Genomic DNA, 23,468 nt, shown 5'->3' with positions numbered 1-23,468 from the left:
TACTACGTCAGCCCTTCGTAGGTGATGCCTTCGTGAGGTTCGACGATTCGGCGACCGTCCACGACAATCGGCGTCGCCATACGGTCAAACTCCCTATCGAGCGCTGCGAACTCGTCCCAGTCGGTGACGACGAGTGCGGCACTGGCGTCGTCTAGAGCATCACGTGTAGAGTCGGCGTACTCGATATCAGGAAACCGCTCGCGCATGTTCTCGGTTGCGACCGGATCGTAAGCCACGACGTCCGCGCCGCGCTCTCGAAGGCCTTCGATGACTGGGATGGCCCGCGAGTTTCGAACGTCGTCGGTGCCGGATTTGAACGCGAGCCCGAGGACCGCCACGCGCTTTCCAGTAGGGTCGAGATGGGTCTCGAGCAGATCGAGCATGCGCTCGGGCTGGCGGTCGTTGACTTCGACCGCAGCCTCCAGCAGGGCCGGCTCGTACTCCGCGTCGCGGGCGGCGGCGATGAGCGCGGCCACGTCTTTCGGGAAACAGCTACCGCCCCAGCCGACGCCCGAACGAAGGAAGCGTTCGGAGATGCGGTCGTCGAGCCCGACGGCGTCCGCAACCTCGTAGGCGTCGACGCCGTACTCCTTGCAGATGTTCCCGAGTTCGTTGACCAGACTGACCTTCGAAGCGAGGAAGGCGTTGTTGGCGTACTTGATCATCTCTGCCTCCCGGATTCCGGTCTCGACGAGTGCGGCCTCCGAGTCGGTGAGAAGCGGATCGAACACGTCACGCAGACGTTCGCGGGCCAGATCGGTGCACGCACCGAACACTATCTTGTCGGGATTCCGGAAGTCCGCGACGGCGCTTCCTTCCCGGAGAAATTCCGGATTCATCGCGACGTGGAGGTCGTCGTCGAGCGTCTTGCCGGAGATGTCGGCCAGCAGTGGCGCAACGGTGTCCTCAGTAGTGCCCGGAACGACGGTAGACTTCACGACGACGAGATGCGAGTCGTCCTTACTCGCGAGCGCCTCTCCCAGCGACCGGACACCGGATTTGAAGATGTCGAGGTCGATACTGCCGTCCTCTTGTGGGGGCGTTGGGAGCGCGAGAAACGTGACGTCGGTGTCCTGAATTGTAGCATAGTCGGCCGTCGCGCGTAGTCGGTCGCCCCCGTACTCGGCGACGAGGTCGTCGAGCCCCGGTTCGTGGATCGGCGTCTCGCCCTCGTTGATGGCGGTGACGATATCCTCGTCGATATCCACGTTCGTCACCTCGTGGCCGTAGTCCGCAAAGCAGGCGGCGACGGTGGTGCCGACGTATCCGCTACCGACGATGCTGATATTCATCACTCGGTATGTGTTCGGCCCTTCTCTTGAGGCTTCGGATAGAACCGAGGCTAAAACTATTTAACACTCCCGTGAGGGTGGAACGTGTATGAAAGCAGTCGTGCTGGCGGCGGGGGAAGGAACGCGCCTGCAACCGTTGACCGAGGACAAACCCAAGGGAATGGTCGAAGTGGACGGCAAGCCGATCCTGACTCACTGCTTCGAGCAACTGGCCGACCTCGGTGCCGACGAGTTCGTCGTAGTGGTAGGCTACCGAAAGCAGGACATCATCGACCACTACGGTGACGAGTTCGATGGGATTCCGATGACGTACACGCACCAGCGCGAACAGAATGGACTCGCGCACGCCCTGCTGACCGTCGAAGAACACATCGACGACGATTTCATGCTGATACTCGGCGACAACATCTTCGACGCGAACCTGAGTGACGTCATCAATCGCCAGCAAGAGGACCGAGCGGACGCCGCGTTCCTCGTCGAAGAAGTGCCCTACGAGGAGGCTGACCGGTACGGCGTCTGTGACACGAACGACTACGGCGAGATTATGGACGTGGTCGAGAAGCCCGAAGATCCGCCGTCAAACCTAGTCATGACTGGATTCTACACGTTCACGCCCGCCATCTTCCACGCCTGCCATCTCATCCAGCCGTCGAACCGCGGCGAGTACGAGATCAGCGAGGCTATCGACCTCCTCATCCAGAGCGGCCGCACGATAGACGCAATCCGGATGGACGGCTGGCGCGTCGACGTGGGATATCCGGAGGACCGCGACAAGGCGGAACAGTTGCTCGGCGGAGAGGACGTCGATACCGAGGCGACCGAAGCTTAAGCCCGCTAAAGTCGTGGGAGACTAGTCGGATCGCTGTTCTTCGAGGCTCTACGATTGTGTCCCCGACGGGTTCCGGAAGAGAAACCGATTCTGCGAGTAAAAATAGCCATATTATTGGCACCGAACGCTGAACTAACACCCAATGAACTTCTCGGTCCTCATCTCGACGTACTACGGCGAGGATGCGGAGGAAGTCGACGAGTGTCTCGAGAGTACGTACAATCAGACTGTCGTACCGGACGAAGTCGTCATCGTCAAGGACGGACCGCTACCGGCGGATCTCGACGGCGTCGTGGACGATTGGGCAAATAGGTATCCCGACCGAACGAAGCTCGTCTCATTCGAGGAGAATCGCGGCACTGGGGAAGCACTTCGGGTTGGGCTCTCCGAATGTACGCACGAGTTGATTGCCAAAGTCGACTCAGACGACCTCTCCGTCGAAGACCGGTTCGAAAAGCAAACAGCGTATCTCGCCGACAACCCAGACGTCGCCGCCGTCGGTAGCTACATGAGAGAGATACTACCGAACGGGGACGAACGGATTCGAGAAGTCCCGGAGTCACCCGAGGAGGTCCGGTCGTACGCTCGATTCCGAGCGCCGATCACACATCCGACGTCGATGTACAGAAAGTCCGCCGTGGAGTCGGTCGGTGGATACCGTGACCTCCAATCGATGCAGGATTACGACCTCTGGGTTCGGTTGCTGGTTGCGGGCTACGACCTCGCGAACATCCCCGACGTGCTCGTCGAGTCGGAAGTCGGCACAGACTGGCATGCTCGCCGCGGCGGTTTCGAATACGCGAGTATCGAGTTCAATCTTCTCCGCGAGTTCCGGAGGATGGGTTTTCTCGACAACCGCGAGTTCCTGCTCAACGTCTGTACGAAGATGCCTGTACGGATGTCCCCGAACGTCGTCCGAAAGCTGCTGTATTCGACCGTTCTCAGGGGATGACCCGTCTGGGATATACGAAACGTTCGACTGGCTCGGGGGACGCGCGGCGTGCGGTTACCGGTAGTTTCCACTCGTTGACCGGGGGTGCCGTCTCACTGCCACCCATGTCGACAACTTCATTCAGACAATCAATGCTTAAGTAAGCGTGTCGGAAACCAAAGCACGAATGGTTAGAGTGGCGATTGTCACACAGGACGACCCCTTCTACGTCCCGTTGTTCTTCGAGTCGTTCTTCTCGCGTCTCTCTGACGGTATCGAAGTGGAGTCGATAGTCGAACTCCCATCGTTCGACGAAAGTGGAGTCGAACTCGCCCGTCGGATGTTCGGTTTCTACGGGCCCGTCGGTTTCGTTCGCAGAGGCGTCGAATTCGCCGGCCGAACCGCGCTCGACGCGGTCGGCGTCGGTCGTTACTCGGTCGCGTCGGTCGCCGACGAGTACGGAGTCCCGGTCGAGCGGCGCGAGAGCGTGAACGACCCCGCGTTCGTCGAGCGTCTCCGAAAACGCGACGTGGACGTGTTGCTCTCGGTGTCGGCTCCGGAGATATTCGACGTTGAGCTTCTCGATGCACCGAATTGGGGCTGTCTCAACGTTCACACGGCGGACCTGCCGAACTACCGGGGGATGATGCCGACGTTCTGGGCGCTGTACCACGGGGAGGAGGAAGTGGGGGTCACCGTCCACACGATGGCCGAGGAGATCGACCGCGGGGAGGCCGTTCGGAGAACCTCGTTTCCGGTCGCCGACGACGACACGCTCGACGACGTGATTAGCCGAGGAAAGGAGGTCGGAGGGGAGCTCGCAGCTCGGGCGTTGGACGATATCGAGGAAGGTCGCGTCTCGCGGTCGCCGATAGAGGGTGAAGGGTCGTACTTCTCGTTCCCTACCCCTGACGAGCGGCGCGAGTTCCAGCATCGAGGCGGTGAGCTCCTGTGAGCCAGTACCTGCTGTCGTTCGACGTCGAGGACTGGTTTCACTCGCACAACCTTCGACAAGCCATCGCTCGTGACTCGTGGGACGAGCAGGAGTTCCGGGTCGCGGACAACGTCTCGCGACTGCTCGACATGCTCGACGAACACGACGCACGCGCGACGTTCTTCGTGCTCGGCTGGGTCGCCGAGCGCGCGCCCGAGATGGTCGAGGAGATCGTCGCGCGCGGCCACGAGATCGCCAGCCACGGGTACGGACACGAGCTACTGTACGAACTCTCCCCGGAGGAGGCTCGCGAGGACATCGAGCGGTCGGCCGCGATACTCGAAGAGTTGAGCGGTCAGCAAATTCGAGGGTATCGCGCTCCCAGCTTCTCGATCACTGATTGGGGGGCCGACATTCTGGCCGACGCGGGGTTCGAATACGACTCCAGTCTGTTTCGAGCGACCGCACACGACCGGTACGGATCGATGTCAGTGGAGGCCGACTCCACGTTCGCGACGCTCGACAACGGACTGGTAGAGGCCCAACTGCCGGTCGTTAGCCTTCCCGGATTCAATGTCCCTTGGGCCGGCGGTGCGTACTTTCGAGCTATTCCGTATCCGATCTATAGAAGAGGGGTGAAGCACGCGACGGGCGACCAGCCGTTCATATTCTACTTCCACCCGTGGGAGATCGATACCGGACAGCCGAAGCTACAGGAACTATCACTGAACTACCGGTTGCGCCACTACACGAACATCGAGAAGACCGAGGCTCGACTCGCCCGTTTGTTTTCGGAGTTCGACTGGGAGCCGATAGAGGCGGGCATGGCGTAGCAGAACGGGACTAAATACGAGGACGATTCTTCCGACCGTTCGTGCAAACGTTGCCGGCCCAACAGTAGTTCACAGCTTTTAAGCAAACCCCCTGCGGGGAATAGCGTGATGGTCTCCGGATACCGGTACCGGGTGGCGAGCGTCGTCGGTACCGTCCTCGCGTCGGTCGCCGCCGTGGTCGTTGCGAATCTCTCGGCAGTTCAATCGGCAGTGTCGACTACTGTCCCATTGGTGGGGCGCCTCCCCGCGTCCGTCATCAGTGGAAACGCGCTGATTCTCGGAGTAGTAACGACCGTCGTCGTCGTTCTCGGCTGTCTCCTCCCGCTGTTCAAACCCCGTCCCCGTGCGGCGTTCGACACGGTTCTGATCACGCAGAAACGAGTCGTCGTCGCCGGGTTCGCGATGGCGACCGCCGGGTACTTCGACTATACCTACCCGCTGCCACGGCTGACGCTGGCCCTGACGGTGACGATTCTGCTGGTGGTGCTTCCCGTGTGGTTCGTCGTCATCCGTCGCCAGCCAACGGGCCGAGAACGAGTAATCGTCGTTGGCGACGACCCCGGGGAGATCCACGACGTGCTCGAATCGACCGACCTCTACGTGGTAGGCTACGTCGCGCCGCCGAGCCCGTACTATCTCGACGGTGAGTCCGAGGACGCTCCTGCGGTCGTCGCCGACGGGAGCGGTGAAACCCAACTGAACGACCTCGAATACCTCGGTGGCCTTTCGCGCCTCGACGAGGTGCTCGTCGAGCACGACGTCGACACGGCCGTGCTGGCGTTCACGCAGGCCGACCGGGCGGAGTTCTTCGGCGCACTCCACGCCTGCCACGAATTCGGGATTCAGGCGCTTGCACCCCGCAAGCACTCCGATACGTTACTGACGTCGCTGGATACTAACGATACTCTCGTCGAAATTGACATCGACCCGTGGGACTGGCAGGACCGGCTGTTCAAGCGACTGTTCGACGTGGCGTTCGCCGGAGCGGCGCTGATCGCTGTCTCGCCACTCGTCGTCCTGATCGCGCTGGCGATCAAGATTGAAGGACACGGCCCGGTGTTCTTCACGCAGGAGCGAACCTACAGATTCGGGGATACGTTCCGAATCTACAAGTTCCGAACGCTGAAGCCCGAACCAGCGGGGGACGTCGACCTCGACATCGAAACCGACCGGAAGACGCCGCTCGGTGAGTTCCTCCGGAGGACCCACCTCGACGAGATCCCGCAGCTCTGGTCGATCCTCGTCGGCGACATGAGCGTCGTCGGCCCTCGTCCGGCGATCACCGAACTGGAACCGGACTACGTCTCGGAAGTGAATGTCTGGAAGCAGCGATGGTTTGTCAAGCCGGGCCTGACGGGGCTGGCCCAGATCAACGACGCCACCGGAAAGGAGCCCACCCGGAAGGTCGAGTACGACCTCGAGTACATCCGCCAGCAGTCGTTCCGGTTCGACTTGACGATCATCGCCCATCAGTTCTGGCAGGTGTTCCGCGATATCGCCGACGTCGGACGGAACGACTGAGAGAACGACGCTTCGACAGGACAAGCGAAAAGCGACCGACGAACGCTACGGGGTCCGCTATCTCCCCGGCTTCGAATCGATCTCCTGCTCCTCAGCCACTTCTCCGAATCGGTCAGCTGCTCCCGTCTCGTCACCGAGCCTGACGACCTCGGCGTCGCCGTCAGTCGGCACGGCGTCGCGCGCGTCGAAGACGAGCGATGCGCGTGACGTCACCTCGTCGAGATCGAAGTCGTCGTGATCGACGAGCAAGGCGACGACGTCCGCCTCTTCGAGCGGCGCTTCCGAAAGCGAATTTGCGATCACGACGTCGCCTTCATCGGGGTGCACGTGCGGGTCGACCGCCACGAGGCCCGACTCCTCGCTCAGACGTTCCGAGATTTCGAGTGCGGGCGAACGACGAGTATCCCCGACGTTCGGCTTGTACGCCACGCCGAGGGTAACGATGGACGCCTCGCCGGATTCGATCCCGCGCTCGGCGAGCATCCGCTCGATTCGGTCGACCACGACCGAGGGCATCCACTCGTTGACACGCTGGGCGTTCTCGATCATCGAGAGTTCCGTCCCGAGTTCAGAGGCTCGCCACGTCAGGAACTGCGGGTCGATGGGGATGCAGTGACCGCCCACGCCGGGACCGGGGTAGAACGCCTGGAAGCCGAACGGCTTGGTCGAGGCGGCCTCGATGGCGTCCCAGACGTCGGCGTCGAACCGCTCCGCGAACGCGGTGAGCTCGTTGACGAGCGCGATGTTCACCATCCGGTAGGTGTTCTCCAGCGTCTTCGTCAGTTCCGCGGTCGTCGTCGAGTCGACGGGATGGGTGTCGGCGACGAACGATTCGAACAGCGTCCGTGCTGTGAGGCGGGCGTCGTCGTCGTTCGCACCGACGACGAGCGGGATGTCCTCGACCGCGTGGTCGGTCCCGGGATTGAGTCGCTCGGGTACCATCGCGACGTGCGTCCGGCCGGAATCGCGGTACTCGGCCAGTAGCGGTGCGACCACTTCGTCGGTCGCTCCCGGGTAGACGGTGCTGCTGACGACGACGAGCGTGTCCCGGTCGCCGGCCTGCTCGCCGACCGTCTCGGTCGCGGCTCGGACCGCGTTCATCTGGGGTTCGCCGTCGGCGACCCCTGTCGGCACGGCGATGACGTAGGCGTCGCAGTCCGCGACGACGGTGGGGTCGTCGTCGGGCGTGAACCCCGCGTTGAGGGCGGCCACGAGTTCGTCGTCGGTCACGTCGTCGACGTAGCTCAGCCCGTCCTGCAGGTCCGCGACGCGGCCGGCGTCGATGTCGAAGCCCGCGACCGCGTAGCCTGCACGCGTGAGTTCGAGACTCAACGGAAGGCCGACGTAGCCGAGTCCGATCACGCCGACTCTGGCGTCCCGGCCCTTAAGTCGCGTCTGGAGGCTCGTCATCGGGCAGAGGCCTCCTCCTTGTCGGACGTTCGGTCGTCAGTATCAGACGTTCGGTCGTCAGTATCAGACGTTCGTTCGTCGATGACGTCGGTTAGGATTCTGTCGAGGTCCGCCTCGGGAGCCCAGCCGAGCGTGTTGCGAAGTTTCGTCACGTCGGGTTCGCGCTGGTCGGGCTCCTCGAAGTCCTCGCTGTACGCCTCCTCGAAGGGGACGTGGGCGATCTCGGAGTCGCTATCGGTGAGTTCGATGACGCGCTTCGCGAGATCGTTGATCGAGGTGGGGTTCGGTGCGCCGACGTTGAACACCTCGCCGTGGGCGTCCTCGTTCCCGAGCAGTTCGTGGGTGATCTCGACCGCGTCGCCGACGTGCGTGAAGCTCCGGGTCTGCGTGCCGTCGCCGTAGACGGTGAGGTCCTCGCCCGCGAGCGCCTGGTCGACGAACGTGGGGATGACCATGCCGTACTGGCCGGTCTGTCGCGGGCCGACGATGTTGAAGTATCGCCCGACGACGACTGGAAGGTCGTGCTTTTCGTGATAGGCGAGTGCAAGAAACTCGTCGGTCGCCTTCGCGGTCGCGTACCCCCAGCGCGGAGCGGTCGTCGGGCCGTAGACGGCGTCGTCGGTCTCGCTGAAAGGGACGTCTTCGGACTTGCCGTACACTTCCGACGAGGAGGCGAGGAACACCGGAGTTCCGTCCTCTGCTGCGGCTTCGAGAACGTTCTCGGTTCCTTTGAAGTTGGTTTGAAGGGAAGCGAGCGGGTTCTCGACGACGTTTTCTACACCAACGGCAGCTGCAAGATGATACACTGTCCCAGCGTCGATGACGGCGTCGGCGACGGTTTCGGCGTTGCGCACGTCGCCATCACGCATTTCGAGTCGGTCGGTGTCGAGATGTGCGAGATTGTCGGCGGTTCCTGTCGAGAGGTCGTCAAGGACGATGACGCTTTCGTTGGTCTCGGAGAGCAGGTGGTCGACGAGATGCGAGCCGATGAAACCGCTACCACCCGTCACGAGGATAGTCATGTGAGTACCTCCATCTGTCGTGGCTGTCGCGCACTTCGAACAGAAAGCAGTTCTGGAATCACCTTCGTTCTCTTGTCGTCGACGTGAGACGGAGGGTATATTTCAGAATAGGAAACCGCAAGGTTGGAGTGCTTATTCCACTCCTCCGCCTCAGCGTGTCGGTCCGGATGACTACGTAGCTTTCCTTTCGGGGTAAATGGCTCATTTCCGCCCCAAGGTACTGTGTTTCGAATCAATAGGAGTAGTTTGGTGAATGGCACCTTATGAAGCTTACCATTACCGAAGGCCGGGCGAAGAAAGCGAATCGTAGAGATCGAGAAGACGGTCCTTTTCGATGTTCCAATTGTACTTCTCCTCGACGTACCTTCTGCCATTCGCTCCAACTTCATCTTCTCCCTCCCCCTTTTTTTGGAGGATATTTGCTACGACTTCGACTTGCGTTCGAGTATCGGTGTATGGCACCATACTCCCGCAATCGGACGGTAAATACTGCTCGGTAGGTTCGGTGCCCGATGCGACGACAGGTAGATTCACATACATATACTCGAAAATTTTCGTCGCTATCGTTTTTTCTGTTTCTTCGGGATCCAAAATCGCAAGCCCAACGTCGGCTTGTGCGAGATAGTCAAAGACGTCCAGATAATCTATCCAACCGAACGTGCAGACGTGGTCGTCCACTTCATCCTGCTTGACTAAACGATTGAAGCGTTGCTCGTCTGCTTCTGATTCGAATGGACCGACGAGCCAAAGACCTACATCTAACCCTTGCTCTCTCAATCCCTTCAGTAAGCGAACCATCTGGAAGAGCCCGCGATTTTCCCGTAGTCCGCCAACGTAGACGAGAACGTGGTCGTGTGTGCGCTCCACTGGCGACTCTTCAGAAACGTTTATCTTATCAGTAAGTGGGAAATTCCGAATTGGGACTATATGTTCGACGCCACTCTGTTGCAATGGTTCTGCCATCCACTCTGTTGCTGTGATGACTGCGTCAAACCGACTGATGAGTGCTCGCTGGAGTTTCGGAAAGCCCCACGATAGTACGGGACGAAGCGGGCTCGGAATCCACTTCCGCTTGAGTATCTTCCCCTTGTAATACTCGTGTACGTCGTAGATAACTTTTCCAGATGTAAACTCAGCTAGTGCGACACCGACGGGTAGCAGTTCGGGATCATGGAAATGGTAGATATCCGCCGACGAGTTCTTGGCTATCCGATAGAGTTCCGGGATGCTCTGCCAACGTTCAAGTCGTGCGTCCGCATTACCGAGTGGTCGTATCCGAATTCCATCCACAGTTTCGTCTGCGTCATGATGGACGACGAATGAAACGTCATAACCCGCTCGGTCGAGTGATTTCGCCTGCTTGTGGAAGATACGGGTATCGAACGGTACGTGTGCCGTGCTCAGATGAACGACTTTAGTCACTAGTAGCAACCCGTGTGAGCGGAACATTAAGATTGACGGATTTAACGTATCGTAAGGTATTATCGCGAAGTTTGAGTACGAATTGGAATCGTCCAGTATTTTCTTCTAAACACGGGCTCTATGTCGAATCTGAGCCCTTGTCATCCCCTTCCTGACGTATTATGGCAATCACAAACACGACAAGAATTAGATATAGGGTGAAGACTCGACGGCTTTGAGGAAGCGGCTTAATGGGCCATAAAGCGAGTGATCCAAACGTCCAACCAGTAACTGCTACCCCTGCGGACCACCCGACGGGACTCTTGTCGAGTATTCGTGTATTGGTAAGTGTCTGTGTTCCAAGAACAAAAATAACGATCATAAGGCCAAGAAATGAAACGACACCGAGGAGGCCATAATGAAACCACCATGCCAATGTACCACTGTCGATTATAGATACGGGTATGGAGTTTAACTCTAGTTTTGAGGGACCGTAGCCGATAATCGGGGACTCAGAGATAATCGGTAGAATTTGTTCCCACTTATCAAAGCGTACCTGTAACGATCTAGCTTCCATTGGATTCGTAAGTTCCGAGAATCTTCCTATCCCTTCCCCAATTGAAAGGAAAGCAACAAAAGCGACGAGAAAACTAACTGAGCTAACTGCCACAATCCTCTTCCGCCAATTGACCGATCCTACTCCGGTCAGTAGAATAAGAGCAATTACCATCAGAGCCCCGAGAATATTGATTAGGAGCCCAGTTCGGGAGTACGTAGCTAAGACACCTATCGCTGTGAAAATGAAGGACGTGAAAAAGAATGCTGCTCTTCTCCTTAGCCAAGCTGACGCTTCGGGTCTACCACTCGCTAGTGTCAATGAAAAGGACACTAACAGTGGTAATGCGAGAAACTGAGCATAGATATTCGGATTAATTGTAGTAGCTGTTGGGCGGCGGGTTAGATCCTGCATATGTCTTTCAGTGGCGTACAGCGGGGCAATTACTTCGCTCGCTATAGGAATATTTAAACTTTGAAGTATAGCAAGGACGACGGTAGCTACACTTAGTACCAAGATTAGAAGAATGCCCTTCTGAGCAGTAGATGACGGAACAATTGGCGCAATGACCATGACGAATAGCGTGTAGCTGAGCCAAATTATAACGTCAAAAATTTCACTCATTCGTGGTGGATATTCGTGAGACACGATGCTGAAGAGCACAGAAAGGGAAATTATGGATGTACAGATTATGAGTAAAACACTGATGGACGACATAGAAAGACGAAGACGAGGGATTTGGCTAAGTACAAAGCCGAATATCAAAAGAGGGAGGATAACCTGGTCTAGACGAATAATACCTTGTGGGCCAATGGTTGTTGGTGGAGTAAAGTATGGGCCCCAGATAGTAACGGTGACGAGAAGATAGATTCCAAGGTTTGTGGCTTTTCCCCAGTTCGACGTAAGCATTCTAATGGGTGAATGCTCTTTCCTTGATTTAGTGATTGTGATTTCAGAGGTGCTAAACGCTCTCCCCTTATAGAAGACGCCCCGGTGAGCACTTTACGGGCCCCGAGTAGAATATAAAAATTATATTAAAATATAATAAAGTTCCAATAAGAAGGGCGAGCTATTAGAACAAATCAAATAGTATATCCTGGTATCTGGGGCTGTTTATTATTGGCTGTATTATCGTTTATCGTCAGATTTAGGGTTTGATGAGGACATGAGCAAGTGATGAACGTAGTTGTACTTTCGCATATGTATCCTTCACCGGCAAAACCGGTTAACGGAGTATTCGTTCATAGGCACGTACGTGAGCTTTCGAAAATGGGTCACGACGTACGCGTCATCTCCCCAGTTCCATGGACTCCCCCACATTTGCCACTGCCGGAAAAGTGGTCCGCTTACCGGAACACACCTGACAAAGCTAGCATCGATGGTGTACCGGTTAGATACCCTCGCCACGTTTCCTTCCCGGGAGCGAACACCCAACCGCTAACCTCCTATCTGTACCGACACGTCGTTCTAGATGCGGTAAACGACCTCGCGGCAAGCGGTTTCGTTCCTGATGTAATTTGTGCCAACACTCTATTACCGGACGGCTTTGGAAGTATTCGAGCTGCGAACCAATACGATGTTCCAGTAGTGACGACTATTCACGGTCAGAGTTTACAGGTCTTTCCGGATCAGGTCGGGTGTATGCCCTTACTAAAGCGAACCGCTGACTATTCGGCACACGTGATCGTTAACAGCACGAAGTTAGAAAATCTTGCAGAAGAGTACTTCGGACCGTCTGAGCATCGATCAACTATCCCATATGGTCTCCCTTTTGACGAAATTGATGCTGCGAGGGATTGTACACCACCAGAGGAAGTCGACATTTCAGATCCTACTCTCGTCTCTGTTGGGAACCTGTTTACCAAGAAGGGGCACCGATACGCGCTACGGGCTCTCGCTTCGTTGTCTTCGGACTTGGATTTCGACTACGTATTAATAGGTGACGGACCTGAGCGTGAACGGCTTGCAGATGAAGCAAATGAACTCGGAATCGCTGACTCCGTCACTTTTGTTGGGGAGATTCCAAACCAAGAGGTCTTCAAATATCTTTGGCACTCCGACGTGTTTGTCCTCCCGAGTTACCAAGAGGCATTTGGTGTCGCATATATCGAAGCGATGGCGTGTGAACTGCCCACAATTGGTTGTTCCGGGGAAGGTCCAGAAGACTTCATCGAACATGGCGAGACCGGCTTTCTCGTCCCCCCGGAAGATCCGGATGGCTTGTCCGATGTTCTCAGAACTATTCTTCTCGATACAGACTATCAAAACGAAATCGGTCAGCAAGCTCGTGCATTTGTCGAACGGGAGTACACGTGGAAACGAAATGCTGAACGCGTTTCGGAGATCCTAGAAACGGTAGTTTAACTCATCCCCAACTGCGTCTTTCTGTCTTACTATCTGCCAGCCTTCTTCATAATTTCTATTGAGCTTACCTAACCCCACGCAACGTGGAAGCGGGGTCTTTTTACGCACGTCGAAATAGGCTTCCTGTAGAGCGATATGCCCGTTCTAGTAGTACGAGGGTTCGTCTCGGTTCTCGGAAGTAAAGTTGGAACTCTTCTTCTCGGTTTACTCATTTCACCGTTACTCGTCCGTTTACTCGGTAGTAGTTCCTACGGTGACTACGCATTCGTTCTTTCCCTTCTCGGGATAGCGATGATCCTCGTGAATGCAGGTATCTTCGACGGGATGCGAAAGTACATTGCCGAAAATCGCGAACAATCGGGGTGGACGGAGCAAGTATTTGGCTTCTATTTTCGCATAGGTACCCTCTTAGCTATGGCTGCAGTATTTGGATGCGCCATTTTTTCTTGGTTCGGATTGTCCACACAGCTCCTTGGAGCCAAGTTTGACGTATATCTCTACCTTCTCGGCGGTCTAATTCTGAGCCGTCAAGCGTACTCTCTTGCCCGTGCAGGATTGATGGGCCTCGGATTTGAGGAGCGGAGTGAACCGCTCAAGATTCTTCAAAAGATACTGTTCGGTGTTGTCGGTCTCTCACTGGCATACGTTGGTTACGGAGTTGTAGGTGCCCTCATTGGTCAAATTGTAGCTAGCCTCACCGTCTCAGCAATCGCATTCGTTATACTATCCCGACACTTGAACGTCAGGGCGGTCTTTAGCAGAGTTCCGATGGGGTTTCCGAAACGGGAGCTCCTTTCATTTAATGGACTAAGCGTGGTCCTAATCCTGTTGACAGCGTCGTTGTATCACGTCGACATCCTACTCCTGCGGCCTATTGCCGGGAGTCAAGCAACGGGTTACTACAGGGGCGCGCTCATGATCGCCGAATTCCTCTGGTTCGTGCCAAATGCACTGCAGATGGTGTTTCTCCATTCGTCTTCGGAGTTGTGGTCCAAAGGAGAAACAAAACGAATCACGGCGCTCGTCTCCAGAGCGACCAGATACAACCTCTCCCTGACGCTCCTCCTTGCCCTCGGTCTCGCTGCGCTCGCTTCCGATTTCGTCCCGCTGTACTTCGGGTCGGAGTTCGAGGCGTCCGTTCTCCCCCTGCTTCTTCTCTTGCCCGGTGCACTCGGATTCGCACTCGCTCGTCCCATCTTCGCTGTCGGACAGGGGAAGGGCGAACTTCGCATTCTGATCGCAGCAACGGGAACTGCTGCTCTGATGAATCTCGTCATGAACCTCCTGCTAATTCCACGCTTCGGGATGGCGGGTGCGGCTGTCGCCACCAGTACGAGTTACGGCTCTATGATTCTCTTCCACATCTGGGCAGCGCGCCGAATCGGATTCGACCCGATAGACGATCTCCGTTTGACCAGAATTACTGCTGTGGCTACGCTCTCGGCACCGATCATCTTCGGAACCGCTTCCTTACTCGACTCGTCAATCGTCTCGTTGCTCGTCGTTCCGCCGGCTGGATTCGTGGTGTACACCGTGTTAGCAATTAAATTCGGAGTCGTCTCTTTGAGCGAGTTCCCGAAAGTAAGGGAGCGATTGCCTGTGTACGTCGAGCAAGCGATCTCGTAGGTAGTTTATGGAATCCATGATTCGAGGCCCTTCCCGCCGTCTCCGATATCGTTCCTCGGATATTGCCTTCGTGACACTCCAGCTTTGTCGGTAATCAGAACCACGAAACACAATAGTTTAGCATCCCCACTGTCCACGCTTCTAACCACGAACAGGGAGGCACCACTTATGAACCTCATCGACGACAAGGGCCGGCTCTTCGGCACCGTCAATGTCATCGACGCACTCGTCGTCCTACTCGTCCTCGCCGTCGTCGCAGCAGGCACGGCATTGGTCCTCCAGTCGGGCGACCAAACTCCTGCGGAACCGGACGCGAACGAGGCCAACGCGACCGTCGAGAACGCGACTCGCTACGCCACCCTCGATCTCGGCACCCAGCCAAGCTACACCGCCGAACGAATCACCGAGGGTGACAACGCTACAGACGCTAACGTCACAGTAACGGACGTTTACCGAGTCCCCGCAGAAGGAGGCATCCACGTGTGGACGCGAGTCGAACTCGACGGCCAGCTCGTCGAGCGCGAGAACACCTCTGAGTTCACGTTCGCCGACTCCCCCGTAAACCCCGGACGCTCGCTCGCCTTCGACACTCGAGAGTACCCTGTCAACGGAACCGTCCACGATCTCGCAACGCGCAACTCCTCGCTCCCCGGCGACACCGCAAACGTTGTCCTCCAGACGAACACCAACGCGGAGGAAGCCTCGGCCATCCAGCAGGGCGACACCTACGAGGTCGCCAACGACACCGTCGCGACCGTCGAATCGGTTGCGGTTTACCCCACCGGCAACGCCAACGAACAGCGGGTCGTCCTCGGCGTGACGCTCCAGACGCTCACTACGAACGGTCACCAGCGCTTCCTCGGAACGCCGGTTCAGATCGGCAAGAAGCTTCCCTTAGACACGGAGGCTTACTATCTAACGGCGAACATCGTCGAGCGCGGGACTCTCGAACTGCCGACCGACACCGCGGACGTCGTCGTCCAGACCACTACCAGCGCAGAAAAAGCCGCGAACATCGAGGAGGGCGACACGTTCGACGCGGGCGGGCGCTCGCTCGCGACCATCGAGTCCGCCGAGATCTACCCCACTGGCGACGCCACCAAGAAGCGCGTCGTGCTCGGGCTCACCCTCGAAACCTATTCGAGGGCAGGCAACGAGTCGTTCCTCGGCACGCCGATCCAGATCGACCGGACGATTCCCTTCCGAACTGACGGCTACCAGCTCTCCGGGAAGATCGTCCATCGCGGAGCCACGACCCTACCTGGCGAGCAGACCACAACTACGGTCACGCTCAAACTCTCGAACCTCTCGCCCGACATCGCCGACGGCATCTCGACGGGCATGACCGAGCGCGTCGGCGACCGAGTCGACGCCCGCATCACCGACAAGCGCGTCGAATCCGCGACGGTCGTGCTCCGGAGCCAGAACGGTACCATCCACGAGCGCGAACACCCCCGGAAGCAGGACGTGACCCTGACCGTCGAACTCGACACCAGACAGACCGACGCAGGTCTGTACTTCCACAGTAGACAGCTCCAGGAGGGCAACGACCTCGTCCTCGACCTCGGCTCGATCACCGTCCACGGACAGGTCACCGACCTCCAGCAGGACGATGAGTAGATTCATGGGAGAACGGGACTCCACAGCCACCGAGAACTCAGTCGCCGTCGCACTCGTCCGCGACCTGAAGGACCTCGCCGACTGGCTCGAATCGTCGGCGGTCGTCCGCGCGTACCGACGCGCCAGCGCGAAAGCCAGAGCCGCAGCAGCGAACTCCGCACTCGCAGGTGTCTTCGCGCTCCTCGCGGCGTGGATTCGCCACTCGTTCGTCTACCGCTGGCTCACGAAGGAGCCCGACCCCGATATCGTCGTCATCGACCTCCGCGAGACGTACACGGTCGGCCCGTTCATCGCCGTCCTCGACCGCGCCGCTCCACGATTCGAACGCTGGTGGTACGACTCGGCGTTCAACCGCACACTCGACCGAACCGCGTCGGCACTCCAACGCGCACCGATTCGCGTCCTCAGCCTTATCGTCGCCGCCGGGGTGCTGACGAACCTACTCGTGACCGCCCTCACCGGGTCGCTCTCTACGACGGCCGTCCTCGTCCGCGTCGCGATACTCGCCGTCGCACTCGCTGGCACACGCGTCCGGACGTCGTGGGGTGCGCTCGCACAGGCACGAACTGTACAGTTGCTCGTCGCAGCGTTGGAACCGCCGGAGCCGCCCGAGCAAGAACGTCGGGAGTAGTGTGCCCTCCGAGAAGGACACCGCTCGTACTCTCCGGTATTCAACTGACGGTCACGGTTGGCGACCTCCAGACCGGGTTCTGTGTCGCCGACGGCGGCTCTGGAATCCGAGACGAGGGCCGTGATGCGGGCCACAAGACTGCGGGCGGCGAGGTCGGAACCGGGCACGGACTCGCGTTCGTCGCTCCCCTCGCACGCGAGCCTCAGTTCTGGTATAACTATTAGTGTGAGTACGAACGTTCGAATTCGCCCCGCGTGCGGGTTACGATCGGCCAGTCGACCCGGACATCCATCACTCCGGAGTCCGTACTACGTTCAGAGAGGACGAGTCATGGACGACCACGCATCGGACGAGCATTCGACTGAGAACCATGAGGACCATCAACGCGAGGAGGAACCTCGAGTAGAGCAGTCGATGCTCGAAGAACAAGCGGAGGAGGCCGACGAAGCCGAACGGGAGCTCCGCGAGCGGACTGAACAGAGGACGGACCACGGAGAGGAGGACCACAAGCACGGACACGGCGACCACGAGCACGGTGACCCCGACTCCGAAGACCACGAACACGGAGATCACGGCGGGATGCACGAGGGCCACGAACAGATGTTCCGCAGGAGATTTTTCGTCTCGACGCTGCTGTCCATCCCGGTCCTCCTCTACAGCGAGACGCTTCAAGAGTGGCTCGGCTTTTCCGTCCCGGCGTTCCCCGGGAGCGAGTGGATCAACCCGGTCTTCGCGGTGGTCGTCTTCGCCTACGGGGGCGTGCCGTTCCTGAAGATGGCCGTTCCCGAACTGCGAGACCGTGCGCCCGGGATGATGACGCTCATCTCGATGGCCATCACCGTGGCGTTCGTCTACAGCCTCGCGAGCGTCGCGTTCCCCGCGCAGTCGGCGTTCTTCTGGGAACTGGTGACCCTGATCGACATCATGCTGCTGGGCCACTGGGTCGAGATGCGGTCGGTTCGGCGGGCCTCCAGCGCGCTCGACGAGCTGGCGAAGCTCATGCCCGATATGGCCGAGCGCATCACCGACGAGGGCGATACCGAGGAGGTCCCCGTGAACGAGCTCGAAGACGGCGATCTCGTGCTCGTCCGCCCGGGCGCGAGCGTCCCGGCAGACGGCGTGGTCGAAGACGGGGACTCGGACGTGAACGAAGCGATGATCACCGGCGAGTCCCGGCCCGTCTCGAAGGAGCCCGGCGACGAGGTCATCGGCGGCACCGTGAACGGCGACGGGAGCCTCCGGGTTCGAATCGACGCGACCGGCGAGGAGACGACGCTGGCCGGGATCATGCGGCTCGTCGAGCAGGCTCAACAGAGCACGTCCAAGACGCAGATGCTCGCCGACCGCGCGGCGGGCTGGCTCTTCTACGTCGCGCTCGCGGCGGCCGTCGTGACCGGCGTCGCGTGGACCCTCGCGGTCCAGTTCGACGCCACGGTCATCGAGCGAGTCGTGACGGTGCTCGTCATTGCGTGTCCGCACGCGCTCGGGCTGGCGATCCCGCTCGTCGTCGCGATCAACACCTCGCTGGCCGCGAAGAACGGCATGCTCGTCCGCGACCGGATCGCGATGGAGCGAGCGCGGGACCTCGACACCATCGTGTTCGACAAGACGGGGACCCTCACGGAAGGCGAACACGGCGTCGTCGGCGTCGAGACGACCGACGAAATCACCGACGAGGAGGCGTTCGAACTCGCTGCTGCGGTCGAAGGTGACTCCGAGCACATGATCGCACGGGCGATTCGGGCGGCGGCGGACGAACGTGGGGTCAGCCCACGGGAGCCGACGGACTTCGAGGCGCTCAAGGGACGCGGCGTGCGCGCGACGGTCGACGGCGAGACGGTCCACGTCGGCGGGCCGAACCTCCTCGACTATCTCGATAGCGACGTCCCCGAAACCCTCCAGCGGTTCGCGGACGAGGCCGGCGAGAACGCCCAGACGGTCGTCTACCTCGTCCGCGAGGGCGAGCGAAGCGAGCCCTCGGAACGAACGAGCGGCGAAGCCGCGGGCCGCGAGGGCGAGCGAAGCGAGCCCTCGGAACGAACGAGCGGCGAAGCCGCGGGCCGCGAGGACGAGCGAAGCGAGCCCTCGGAAAAAGCGAGCGGCGAAGCCGCGAGCCGCGACAGGCGACTTGTCGCCGCGTTCGCCATGGCGGACGTCATCCGCGAGGAGAGCTACCGGGTCGTCGACGCGCTCCACGACCTCGACGTCGAAGTGGCGATGTTGACCGGGGACTCCGCGGACGTCGCGCACGCCGTCGCCGACGATCTCGGTATCGACACCGTGTTCGCCGAGGTCCTGCCGGAGGACAAAGACGAGAAGATAATCGAACTCCAAGATCAGGACAAGCTCGTGGGCATGGTCGGCGACGGCGTCAACGATGCGCCCGCCCTGACGCGGGCCGACGTCGGAATCGCCATCGGCAGCGGGACGGACGTCGCCGTCCAGTCGGCGGACATCATCCTCGTCAAGAACAATCCGATGGACGTCGTCCGGCTCGTCAAGCTGAGCCGGGCGAGCTACGAGAAGATGCGCGAGAACCTCGTCTGGGCCGCCGGCTACAACGTCTTCGCTATCCCGCTGGCCGCAGGCGTCCTCGCTCCGTGGGGTATCCTGCTGTCGCCGGCCGTCGGGGCGCTCCTGATGTCGTTGAGCACAGTCATCGTCGCCATCAACGCGCAGTTCCTCCGGCGAGCGGACCTCGACGTCTCGGGCCTCCCCGAGGTGTCGTCGCCAACTGATGCGCGTCCGGCCCGGACGCGATGACGTAAGACCCTCGGAACACTACGCCCGTGGCAAGATCGCCGGTGCGTTCGTCTCATGCTCGGTCCTGGCCGGAACTGACCGTTCGTTCGCTACTCGCTGACTTCGGTCTTCACGACGGTCGCTGGGCGGGTGGTCAATCGAAGGACGCGGTCGGTGACACTCCCGAGCAGCGCACGATATTCGTCCGGCCTGCGCTTAGTCCCAAGCACGAGCACGCCCGCGTCGTGGTCCTCAGCATACTCCACGATGGCCTCCGCAGGGCGGCCGTGTTGCATCGCCGTCTCGATGTCGACGTCGGCCGCTGATGCTCGGCGACGGAGCTCCGAAAGCGTCTCCTCCCCGTGTTCTTCGAGGCCGTGTTCAGGGCCTTCAGCTTCGTCGACGTACTCGTCTCCGCTGTACGCAGTCACGACGTCCTCGTCGACAACGTAGAGCACGTGGAGGACAGCGTCGTGAGCGGCTGCGAGGTCGAGAGCGTGCGCCTCAGCGTTTTCAGACGCGACTGTTCCGTCCGTCGACAGCAAAATCCGGTCGTACATACAATCGGATTTCAGAGGGAGATACAATAAAACCGGCCTCCGATTCCCAGTAGTCAGGAGGTACGCAAACGCGTCCGATACGCTCCAGTCCTCGTATCAGCCGACATGGGATCCACGGGCGAGTCTCTGTACAGCTGTGAATCTTCGATGAAACGCCTGTTAGTGGTCGTGGTCCTCCATCACCATCGGATGTTCGGTGGCGTATTCGTCGGGCTTCTCCTCGAAGGTCTCTTTGCAGGCCTGTGAGCAGAAGTAGTACGTCTGGCCCTCGTGTGCCGCTGCTGGCTTGCTGTCGTCGGTCCGCATCCCACAGACTGGGTCACGATACTGTCCTGGCGCACCGAGGCCACGGCGGTACACGTACAGGAGAAAGCCAGAGAGCGCGAAGGCGATGAGGTTGAGGTAGAACGTGTAATTGAGTTCGAAGTACGTCTGCTCGGTCGCCGTCTCCCCGCCCGCCAGATCCGGGATGATACCGAACGCGTCGAACAGCAACTCCATGAGAAAGCCGGTGAACGCCATCGTCACGAAGAAGACGCCGAGGATGTACAGCATGATCTTCCAGCCGTAGTACTTCCGGTAGACGTTCAACACGGGAATCGTGATGAGGTCGGCGTAGACGAACGCGATCACGCCCGCGAAGCTGATGCCGCCGCCCCAGAGCGCGACGGCGAACGGGACGTTGCCCATACTGCCGACGAAACTGAGGACGGCGATGGCGACGCCCATGATCGCGTTTTCGGCGGTCACCAGCAGTCCGTCGCCCTGAATGAACAGGGCGTTCCATACCCACTGCGGGACGAAGACGATGACGAACCCGGAGATGAGAAAGCCCGCGATGACATCCTTCCAGATCATCGACCACTCCTTTCGGAACTGATTGGCCACCTTGTACCAGCCGCCCCACGACAGCAGCTCCTCGCGCCACCCGCCGCTACTCGACGCCTCCTGTCGATAGGTCTCCAGACAGCCCTCCGAGCAGAACTTGAGCGTCTCGCCGCCGTCGGTCGTGAGCGTGTACTCGTCTTTGCCCTCCATCCCGCACGTGGGATCCTCGGCAACGCCCGACTCGCGGTCGCGCTCGTTGAGGGTCTCCCGGACCTCGTCGAACAGGCTCTCGGGGAGCGTGAGGTGGACGATGACGGCCATGACGGCGATGAGGATGAGGCCGCCGAGCAGTTCCGCGACGAGGAACTCCCAGCCGAGCAGAATCAGGATCATCAGCCCCAGTTCGACGATGAGGTTCGTCGACGCGAACATGAACGCGAGGAAGTTCACCGCGTGAGCGCCCTTCTTGAACAACCCCTTCCCGATGGCGACGGCGCCGAAACTGCACCCGCTGCTCGCCGCTCCGAACACGGTCGCCTTCGTGAGACCGCTCAGATCGCCGTCCCCCAACACCTGCGCCATTCGATCCTTGGAGACGTACACCTGGACCAGACTCGTGACCGTGAGGCCCATGATGATCGCCCACGCCGCCGTCCAGAGAAATCCGACACCGATACGGATGGCTTCGAAGACCTCCTCCGTCATCGTCGGCTCCATAGTTGTATAATCGGAGGGACCATCTATTGCAGTTGTCCTTCAGATACCACGATTCGAGAGCGCCTGTATTTTGGATTCGAAATGTAGTAACCGCTATTCCAGATGTTTCTAAGGCATAACCGCATTGAACCGTGACCGCGTACCTGACAGTAGGGACGGATTCCCGGAGGAAACAATTATGGCAGAAAACACGAACGACACGCGGCTGGTCACGATCCTCCTCATCATCATCGGCGCAGTCGTCGTCTTCCCGATGTTCTTCATGGGCTTCGGGATGATGGGATTCGGACCGATGATGGGTGGGACGTGGGGCGGTGGCATGTGGGCCGACGGAGCGATGCCGAGCTGGATGTTCATCGTCGGAATCGTGATGCAACTGCTGTTTCTCGCTGCCCTCGTCGGTGGTGGCTATCTCGTTTACAAGGCGGTTGCAGGGAGAGAGACCGACTCCGACCGGTCGCTCGAGGAACTCCGACTCGCATACGCTCGTGGGGAGTTGACCGACGACGAGTACGAGCAACGAAGAGAGGCGCTCGAAGGCGACACGAAATCACGGTAGGACTGACCCGAGGAATGTCGAGGGAATCCGACAACTGTCACGCAACGGCGCAACCGTCGCTCCCAGCTTGGCTCGACCGATCTGCGACAGTGGGGCTGTACGGACTACTCGTCGGAACAGGACTCTGTCTCGTCGCGTTCGTCACGAACCCCGTGCCCGACCCGTCGTTCCCGTGGGCCAGCCTCCCGGCGTCTCTTCGACTCCCGATTCGCCAGCCCCGGATCGAACACTGGCCGGTCACGTACATCCTCGGAATCTGGCTGTGGATCCTCTTCTTCCCGGCGCTGTTCTTCGCCGGCTACCGACGCTTCGGGTCGTCACGACGGTCGGACTCGACGCTGTGGCTCGTCGGCCTTCCAGTGCTCGCGATGTTCGGCTGGACGACGTACTGTCGGTTCTTCTGGCCGAAACTGGCGCCGCCGACGTGGAACGCTCCCTCGTACACGTTCGCGTGTTGGCTCTACTGCTCGTCGTACGAGGTCGTTTGGAGTAATACCGCATACGCCATCGCGACCTTCGGCGGTATCGTCGCCTTACTCGCAGTCCGCCGGAAGCGCGGCCTCAGTTACGGACTCCTCGCGTTCGGTGTCCTGTCGCTTCCGCTTGGCCTGCCGGTGCTCTACGAGGGATACCGACGACAGCGATCCGTGACGGACTGACGCGAGAGTTCGTGGCGACCACTTCCCACCTCGCAATCGCCCGCGACGCCGAGTTCTTCGAGAACCGAATCCGGAACACCGTCTGCAGCCCGACGGACAACTCGGTACAGGAGGTACCCGACGCCTCCCACCACTCCAACCGTGGAGGGCCACATAAGGAGCCACGTCCACGTTCCGCCTGCGTTACCTCCACCTATCCCTCAGCCATCTTTTAAAATCAGAGAATCTCGGCCTTTAGGCTAGGAGGAATGTGACTCGATACTGACCAACCGCTACTCGGTGGCTGAGCCGGAATCCAACTCTCGTTGCGCGTGGAGTAGCATCCCCCGCCACGTCAGGCCGTGGCGCTTCTTCGTGTCCTTCAGACTCTCGTACTGTTCCTCCTCCACCTCGATGTTAATGTTCTTCACGTCTCATGGTCAGTGACCGAGGG

Annotated in this window: 20 protein-coding genes; 12 read left to right on the top strand and 8 right to left on the bottom strand. The window is 59.4% G+C overall.

Annotated features, from left to right (window positions below; translation table 11 throughout):
• Positions 1 to 2 precede the first annotated feature (2 nt).
• A complete protein-coding gene (aglM, locus tag DPQ64_RS09270) occupies positions 3 to 1,292 on the bottom strand; it encodes a UDP-glucose 6-dehydrogenase AglM (protein WP_115864073.1) in 1,290 nt (429 codons plus the stop codon).
• An 88-nt stretch (positions 1,293 to 1,380) separates the two neighbouring features.
• Between aglM and aglF the strand changes: the two genes are divergently transcribed.
• The 5 genes from aglF to DPQ64_RS09245 all read left to right on the top strand — a co-directional run bounded on the left by aglF (position 1,381) and on the right by DPQ64_RS09245 (position 6,340).
• Positions 1,381 to 2,121 (top strand): UTP--glucose-1-phosphate uridylyltransferase AglF, encoded by a 741-nt coding sequence (aglF, locus tag DPQ64_RS09265; protein ID WP_115864072.1) that lies wholly within the window; start codon positions 1,381 to 1,383, stop codon positions 2,119 to 2,121.
• Between the two features lie 142 nt (positions 2,122 to 2,263).
• Entirely contained in the window at positions 2,264 to 3,073 is an 810-nt protein-coding gene (locus DPQ64_RS09260; protein ID WP_115864071.1) for a glycosyltransferase, read from the top strand.
• A 175-nt stretch (positions 3,074 to 3,248) separates the two neighbouring features.
• Positions 3,249 to 4,007, top strand: a complete 759-nt coding sequence (locus DPQ64_RS09255) for a methionyl-tRNA formyltransferase (protein ID WP_157971651.1) — start codon at positions 3,249 to 3,251, stop codon at positions 4,005 to 4,007.
• Entirely contained in the window at positions 4,004 to 4,819 is an 816-nt protein-coding gene (locus DPQ64_RS09250; protein WP_198662072.1) for an XrtA system polysaccharide deacetylase, read from the top strand. The genes DPQ64_RS09255 and DPQ64_RS09250 overlap by 4 nt, the downstream gene beginning before the upstream one ends.
• A gap of 108 nt (positions 4,820 to 4,927) precedes the next feature.
• Positions 4,928 to 6,340, top strand: coding sequence for a sugar transferase (locus DPQ64_RS09245; protein WP_115864069.1), 1,413 nt, complete (start codon positions 4,928 to 4,930; stop codon positions 6,338 to 6,340).
• Positions 6,341 to 6,397: 57 nt separating this feature from the next.
• Here DPQ64_RS09245 and DPQ64_RS09240 read toward each other — a convergent pair whose 3' ends face one another.
• From DPQ64_RS09240 to DPQ64_RS09225, 4 genes are all read right to left on the bottom strand, one after another.
• Complete coding sequence (locus DPQ64_RS09240) at positions 6,398 to 7,750, bottom strand: nucleotide sugar dehydrogenase (protein WP_115864068.1); 1,353 nt, start codon at positions 7,748 to 7,750, stop codon at positions 6,398 to 6,400.
• Positions 7,747 to 8,772 carry a GDP-mannose 4,6-dehydratase gene (locus DPQ64_RS09235; RefSeq protein WP_115864067.1) on the bottom strand — a complete coding sequence of 342 codons (1,026 nt, stop codon included), beginning with the start codon at positions 8,770 to 8,772 and terminating at the stop codon, positions 7,747 to 7,749. Before DPQ64_RS09235 ends, DPQ64_RS09240 begins: the two co-directional genes overlap by 4 nt.
• 276 nt (positions 8,773 to 9,048) lie before the next feature.
• Positions 9,049 to 10,194: a glycosyltransferase gene (locus DPQ64_RS09230; RefSeq protein WP_198662071.1), complete on the bottom strand. Its 1,146-nt coding sequence runs from the start codon at positions 10,192 to 10,194 to the stop codon at positions 9,049 to 9,051.
• Between the two features lie 118 nt (positions 10,195 to 10,312).
• Positions 10,313 to 11,392: an O-antigen ligase family protein gene (locus DPQ64_RS09225; protein ID WP_157971650.1), complete on the bottom strand. Its 1,080-nt coding sequence runs from the start codon at positions 11,390 to 11,392 to the stop codon at positions 10,313 to 10,315.
• A gap of 513 nt (positions 11,393 to 11,905) precedes the next feature.
• On the opposite strand from DPQ64_RS09225, the gene DPQ64_RS09220 reads away from it, so the two are divergent.
• The 5 genes from DPQ64_RS09220 to DPQ64_RS09200 all read left to right on the top strand — a co-directional run bounded on the left by DPQ64_RS09220 (position 11,906) and on the right by DPQ64_RS09200 (position 19,733).
• Complete coding sequence (locus DPQ64_RS09220; protein ID WP_115864064.1) at positions 11,906 to 13,093, top strand: glycosyltransferase; 1,188 nt, start codon at positions 11,906 to 11,908, stop codon at positions 13,091 to 13,093.
• 135 nt (positions 13,094 to 13,228) lie between these two features.
• On the top strand, positions 13,229 to 14,719 hold the full coding sequence (locus DPQ64_RS09215; protein WP_115864063.1) for an oligosaccharide flippase family protein: 1,491 nt from the start codon (positions 13,229 to 13,231) through the stop codon (positions 14,717 to 14,719).
• A gap of 168 nt (positions 14,720 to 14,887) precedes the next feature.
• Positions 14,888 to 16,339 carry a DUF4330 family protein gene (locus DPQ64_RS09210; RefSeq protein ID WP_115864062.1) on the top strand — a complete coding sequence of 484 codons (1,452 nt, stop codon included), beginning with the start codon at positions 14,888 to 14,890 and terminating at the stop codon, positions 16,337 to 16,339.
• 4 nt (positions 16,340 to 16,343) lie between these two features.
• Positions 16,344 to 16,970 carry a hypothetical protein gene (locus tag DPQ64_RS09205; RefSeq protein ID WP_115864061.1) on the top strand — a complete coding sequence of 209 codons (627 nt, stop codon included), beginning with the start codon at positions 16,344 to 16,346 and terminating at the stop codon, positions 16,968 to 16,970.
• 330 nt (positions 16,971 to 17,300) lie between these two features.
• Positions 17,301 to 19,733 carry a heavy metal translocating P-type ATPase gene (locus tag DPQ64_RS09200; RefSeq protein ID WP_198662070.1) on the top strand — a complete coding sequence of 811 codons (2,433 nt, stop codon included), beginning with the start codon at positions 17,301 to 17,303 and terminating at the stop codon, positions 19,731 to 19,733.
• 89 nt (positions 19,734 to 19,822) lie between these two features.
• On the opposite strand, the gene DPQ64_RS09195 is transcribed toward DPQ64_RS09200, so the two are convergent.
• Positions 19,823 to 20,272 carry a universal stress protein gene (locus tag DPQ64_RS09195; protein WP_115864060.1) on the bottom strand — a complete coding sequence of 150 codons (450 nt, stop codon included), beginning with the start codon at positions 20,270 to 20,272 and terminating at the stop codon, positions 19,823 to 19,825.
• Positions 20,273 to 20,431: 159 nt separating this feature from the next.
• Positions 20,432 to 21,817, bottom strand: coding sequence for a permease (locus DPQ64_RS09190; RefSeq protein ID WP_115864059.1), 1,386 nt, complete (start codon positions 21,815 to 21,817; stop codon positions 20,432 to 20,434).
• Positions 21,818 to 21,995: 178 nt separating this feature from the next.
• Between DPQ64_RS09190 and DPQ64_RS09185 the strand changes: the two genes are divergently transcribed.
• The gene (locus DPQ64_RS09185) at positions 21,996 to 22,376 is read left to right on the top strand and encodes an SHOCT domain-containing protein (RefSeq protein ID WP_115864058.1); all 381 of its coding nucleotides are present in this window, start codon (positions 21,996 to 21,998) and stop codon (positions 22,374 to 22,376) included.
• An 89-nt stretch (positions 22,377 to 22,465) separates the two neighbouring features.
• Entirely contained in the window at positions 22,466 to 23,035 is a 570-nt protein-coding gene (locus DPQ64_RS09180) for a hypothetical protein (protein WP_232820529.1), read from the top strand.
• Between the two features lie 272 nt (positions 23,036 to 23,307).
• Here DPQ64_RS09180 and DPQ64_RS19205 read toward each other — a convergent pair whose 3' ends face one another.
• Entirely contained in the window at positions 23,308 to 23,445 is a 138-nt protein-coding gene (locus DPQ64_RS19205; RefSeq protein WP_198662069.1) for a hypothetical protein, read from the bottom strand.
• Positions 23,446 to 23,468: the final 23 nt, after the last annotated feature.

This window comes from Halorussus litoreus, assembly GCF_003382685.1.
GTDB lineage: Archaea > Halobacteriota > Halobacteria > Halobacteriales > Haladaptataceae > Halorussus > Halorussus litoreus.
Note: the sequence above shows the minus strand (reverse complement) of the source record. Positions and strands in the feature narration are given on the sequence as shown.